We start from the raw sequence: 4,752 nt of genomic DNA on the forward strand, positions 1-4,752 counted from the left end.
CGGGTTGAGCATCCCCACCACGACGGTGCCGCTTTTAATCAGCGCCAGCTCGCTGTCGCTGGGCGCGACCACCTTCAAAATCAGCTCTGCACCAAACGCGTCATTGGCGCTGCCAATGGTTGCGCCTGCCGCTTCATAGGCACTGTCGACTACGCTGGCATTGACGCCGGCGCCGCTTTGTACAGTGACCTTATGACCCTGGCTGATCAGCTTCTTGATGGTTTCCGGGGTTGCAGCAACCCGTGTTTCGCCGGTCTGGGTTTCGAGAGGAACACCAATGTGCACGTCAAATCTCCTGCGTGATCTTATTGAGTAAACCCATGCACTACGGATGGTGCGGCTGGGGCGGCCGATCAGCACGATCCCGCCAAATCAGGGCGGGGCGCGGCATTTTGCAGGCGAACTTTGTGCCCTTCAAGGGATTATGACGGGTGACGGAAAATTAACTACAAGTCACCCCGTGACCGAATGTCGCAACCAACCGGGTCAATCCCTTGCAGGCCGTGCCTTGTAAGGATTCTGGCCGAAATTGAAGAATTTACACATCGGCCGTATGAATGATGCGGCATCGCTTCGAAATAGTGGCGCAAAGCCGCGTGGTCAGGCGCTTGTGGAACGTTTGTACGACTTCTCGATACAGTTTGCTTGTATGCGACAAATACGTATATCTGTAGGGCTCTATATTTGCTGACTACGGGGTCAAATAACGCTACGGGACCTTTATCCTTCTAGGCTGTAGCTGTGCGCCTGATTTACCAGCCAGTCACGAAATGCCCTCAAAGACGCGGATTCGACCTTTCGCTCAGGAATCATCAGGTAGTAAGCCTTGATGCTGGACAATGCTTGCGGGTTGGCGATCACCAAGCGTTTCTCCTTCAGCTCCCTTTGAATCAAAAACGGCGGAATCAGGGCAATGCCCATGTCGTGCATGGCCGCTTGGGCGAGCATGGAGAATAGCTCATAGCGTGGGCCTGTCATGTCTCGCGGGACATTCAGGTGTTGGGAGTCGAACCATTGGCGCCAGGCATAGGGGCGGGTGGTTTGTTGCAGGAGAGGCAAGTCGGCGATTTCGCCGGGCGTCAGACTGGTTTTGTTTCCGAGCAGGTTGGGGCTGCAAACGGGCATCGGATTTTCACCCATCAGCCTGTGGGATTCTGTACCCGACCAATCCGCGTCACCGAAGTAGATGGCGGCATCAAAATCAGTGTCGGCGAACAGGAACGGGCGCGTGCGGTTGGTCAGGTTGACCGTTACTTCCGGGTGTTTTTGCTGAAAGTCCTTGAGTCGCGGTAGCAACCATTGGGTGCCGAAGGTTGGCACTACGGCCAACTCGATCACGTTGGTGCCCTGCTGGCCCATCACGGACAAGGTGTCGCGCTCAACCGCATCGAGTTGAGTGGCCACTCGACGGCTGTAGGAGAGGCCAGCTTCCGTCAGCTTGACCCCGCGCCGCGAACGTCGGAACAGTTCCACGCTGAGGAACTCTTCAAGGCTGGCGATCTGTCGGCAAATTGCCCCTTGGGTCAGCGAAAGTTCCTGGGCGGCCTTGGTGAAGCTCTCGTGGCGTGCCGCGGCCTCGAAGCTGATCAGGGCGGTGGTGCTGGGTATCTTTCTGCGCATGTACGTCAACCTCACTAATACATCGCATAAAGGCTATTTCGCGACGTTTCGGAGTGAGAAATTAGCACAACAGTATGCAAAATCCTCGTTTGCCGTGGCGCCCATCCGGGCCTAGGATCAGTCCACGTTATTTGACCCGATTCGAGAGGACACACTCATGGGCGGTAAAGCTAGCTTCAACTGGATCGATCCCCTGCTGCTGGATCAACAGCTCACTGAAGAAGAACGCATGATTCGCGACACGGCTGCGCAGTTCGCTCAGCAGAGCCTTGCGCCGCGCATTCTTGAAGCTTTCCGCCATGAGAAGACCGACCCGGCGATCTTCCGCGAAATGGGCGAGATCGGTCTGTTGGGCGCAACCATCCCCGAGCAGTACGGTGGCAGCGGCCTGAACTATGTCAGCTATGGCCTGATCGCCCGTGAAGTCGAGCGTATCGACTCCGGCTATCGCTCGATGATGAGCGTGCAGTCCTCGCTGGTGATGGTGCCAATCAATGAATTCGGTACCGAAGCGCAGAAGCAGAAGTACCTGCCGAAACTGGCGTCGGGCGAGTGGATCGGTTGCTTCGGCCTGACCGAGCCTAACCATGGCTCCGACCCGGGCGCGATGATCAGTCGTGCGCGCAAAGTCGAAGGCGGCTACAGCCTCACCGGCAGCAAGATGTGGATCACCAACAGCCCGATCGCCGATGTGTTCGTGGTCTGGGCCAAGGACGATGCCGGTGATATTCGCGGCTTCGTTCTGGAGAAAGGCTGGAAAGGCCTGAGCGCTCCGGCGATTCACGGCAAGGTGGGCCTGCGGGCATCGATCACCGGCGAAATCGTGATGGATAACGTGTTTGTGCCGGAAGAGAACATTTTCCCGGATGTCCGTGGTCTGAAAGGTCCTTTCACTTGCCTCAACTCGGCACGTTACGGCATCTCGTGGGGTGCGCTGGGTGCAGCCGAGTTCTGCTGGCACACCGCTCGCCAGTACACCCTGGATCGTCAACAGTTCGGTCGCCCGCTGGCCGCCACTCAGTTGATCCAGAAGAAGCTGGCCGACATGCAGACTGAAATCACCATGGCGCTGCAAGGCTGCCTGCGTCTGGGTCGTATGAAGGACGAAGGGACTGCTGCAGTCGAAATTACCTCGATGATGAAGCGCAACTCTTGCGGCAAGTCCCTGGACATCGCGCGCATGGCTCGCGATATGTTGGGCGGCAACGGCATCTCCGATGAATTCGGTGTTGCGCGTCACCTGGTCAACCTGGAAGTGGTGAACACCTATGAAGGTACTCACGACGTCCATGCACTGATCCTCGGTCGTGCGCAAACCGGCCTCCAGGCGTTCTATTAAGGAGAACGTCCATGGGCGCGCTATCGCATCTACGGGTACTGGATTTATCGCGGGTGCTGGCCGGGCCTTGGGCCGGGCAGATCCTGGCCGACCTTGGCGCCGAAGTGATCAAGGTCGAGCGTCCGGGTAACGGCGATGACACGCGCGCCTGGGGGCCACCGTTCCTTAAAGACGCTTATGGCGAGAACACCAGTGAGGCCGCCTATTACTTGTCGGCCAATCGCAACAAGCAATCGGTCACTATCGACTTCACACGCCCTGAAGGGCAGAAGCTGGTGCGAGAGCTGGCGGCCAAGTCGGACATCCTGATCGAGAACTTCAAGGTCGGCGGTCTGGCGGCTTATGGCCTGGACTATGAGTCGCTGAAGGCGATCAATCCGGATCTGATCTATTGCTCGATCACCGGGTTCGGCCAGACCGGTCCTTACGCCAAGCGAGCGGGTTATGACTTCATGATCCAGGGGCTGGGCGGTCTCATGAGCCTGACGGGGCGACCTGAAGGCGAAGAAGGCGCGGGGCCGGTGAAGGTTGGCGTGGCGCTGACGGACATCCTGACCGGGCTGTATTCGACTGTCGCGATCCTGGCAGCGCTTGCGCATCGGGATCACGACGGCGGTGGTCAGCATATCGATATGGCACTACTGGACGTACAGGTGGCTTGTCTGGCCAACCAGGCGATGAACTACCTGACGACAGGCAATGCGCCTAAACGCTTGGGCAATGCTCATCCGAACATCGTGCCCTATCAGGATTTTCCTACGGCGGATGGCGATTTCATCCTTACCGTCGGTAACGATGGACAGTTCCGCAAGTTCGCGGAAGTGGCCGGGCAGCCGCAGTGGGCGGACGATCCGCGTTTTGCTACCAACAAGCTGCGGGTGGCAAACAGGGCAGTACTGATTCCGCTGATCCGCCAGGCGACGGTGTTCAAGACGACCGCTGAATGGGTGGCGCAGTTGGAGCAGGCTGGCGTGCCATGCGGGCCTATCAATGACGTGGCGCAGATGTTTGCCGATCCTCAGGTCAAGGCGCGTGGGTTGGCTATCGAGCTGCCTCATGCGCTGGCCGGGATGGTGCCTCAGGTGGCGAGTCCGATTCGACTGTCGGAAACGCCGGTGGAGTACCGTTTTGCACCTCCTCTGCTGGGTGAGCACACGCTGGAAGTTTTGCAGCGGGTGTTGGGCCTGGATGCCGGGGCGGTGTCCGCATTCAAGGATTCGGGCGTTCTCTGATTGGTTTCTTCTATATAGAGGAGTGTTTCGGCTCCTCTGTATAGGCTCCCTTTGGGGCGTTTTGCTGCATTCTGCAGGTTATTGATAGAAAACCTGAATCAGTGCTTGACGGCAGATTCCAGATCTCTATAATTCGCCCCACTTCCGGCGCAGTCGAAACGGAAAACTCCTTGGTAAACAATGAGTTATGCAGTTTTCGGCAGCAGGTTGCTTCAGGTCATTGAAGCCAAAAGGGAGTTGAAAAAGAGGTGTTGACAGCAGCGTGTAACGCTGTAGAATTCGCCTCCCGCTGACGAGAGATCTGAAGCGCAAGTGGTTGAAGTTGAAAAGGAAACTTTGAAAACTTCTGAAAAATACCACTTGACAGCAAGTGAGGCTGCTGTAGAATGCGCGCCTCGGTTGAGACGAAAGATCTTAACCAACCGCTCTTTAACAACTGAATCAAGCAATTCGTGTGGGTGCTTGTGGAGTCAGACTGCTAGTCAACAGATTATCAGCATCACAAGTTACTCCGCGAGAAATCAAAGATGTAACCAACGATTGCTGAGCCAAGTTTAGGGT

Annotated in this window: 3 protein-coding genes and 1 pseudogene; 2 read left to right on the forward strand and 2 right to left on the reverse strand. The window is 56.9% G+C overall.

The window, feature by feature from the left end:
* Both AC1D19_RS30190 and AC1D19_RS30195 read right to left on the reverse strand, forming a co-directional pair.
* Positions 1 to 285: pseudogene (locus AC1D19_RS30190) on the reverse strand (NAD(P)(+) transhydrogenase (Re/Si-specific) subunit alpha); the annotation flags it as partial.
* Between the two features lie 435 nt (positions 286 to 720).
* On the reverse strand, positions 721 to 1,620 hold the full coding sequence (locus AC1D19_RS30195; RefSeq protein ID WP_150753713.1) for a LysR family transcriptional regulator: 900 nt from the start codon (positions 1,618 to 1,620) through the stop codon (positions 721 to 723).
* A 157-nt stretch (positions 1,621 to 1,777) separates the two neighbouring features.
* Between AC1D19_RS30195 and AC1D19_RS30200 the strand changes: the two genes are divergently transcribed.
* Complete coding sequence (locus AC1D19_RS30200) at positions 1,778 to 2,959, forward strand: acyl-CoA dehydrogenase (RefSeq protein WP_046043971.1); 1,182 nt, start codon at positions 1,778 to 1,780, stop codon at positions 2,957 to 2,959.
* Between the two features lie 11 nt (positions 2,960 to 2,970).
* Positions 2,971 to 4,191, forward strand: a complete 1,221-nt coding sequence (locus tag AC1D19_RS30205) for a CaiB/BaiF CoA transferase family protein (RefSeq protein WP_477765556.1) — start codon at positions 2,971 to 2,973, stop codon at positions 4,189 to 4,191.
* Positions 4,192 to 4,752: the final 561 nt, after the last annotated feature.

Source organism: Pseudomonas sp. P1_C12 (assembly GCF_056406435.1).

Bases quoted from the DNA above. Each gene is read 5' to 3' on its own strand.
- AC1D19_RS30195 (WP_150753713.1), bottom strand. From the start codon at position 1,620: ATGCGCAGAAAGATACCCAGCACCACCGCCCTGATCAGCTTCGAGGCC.
- AC1D19_RS30200 (WP_046043971.1), top strand. From the start codon at position 1,778: ATGGGCGGTAAAGCTAGCTTCAACTGGATCGATCCCCTGCTGCTGGAT.
- AC1D19_RS30205 (WP_477765556.1), top strand. From the start codon at position 2,971: ATGGGCGCGCTATCGCATCTACGGGTACTGGATTTATCGCGGGTGCTG.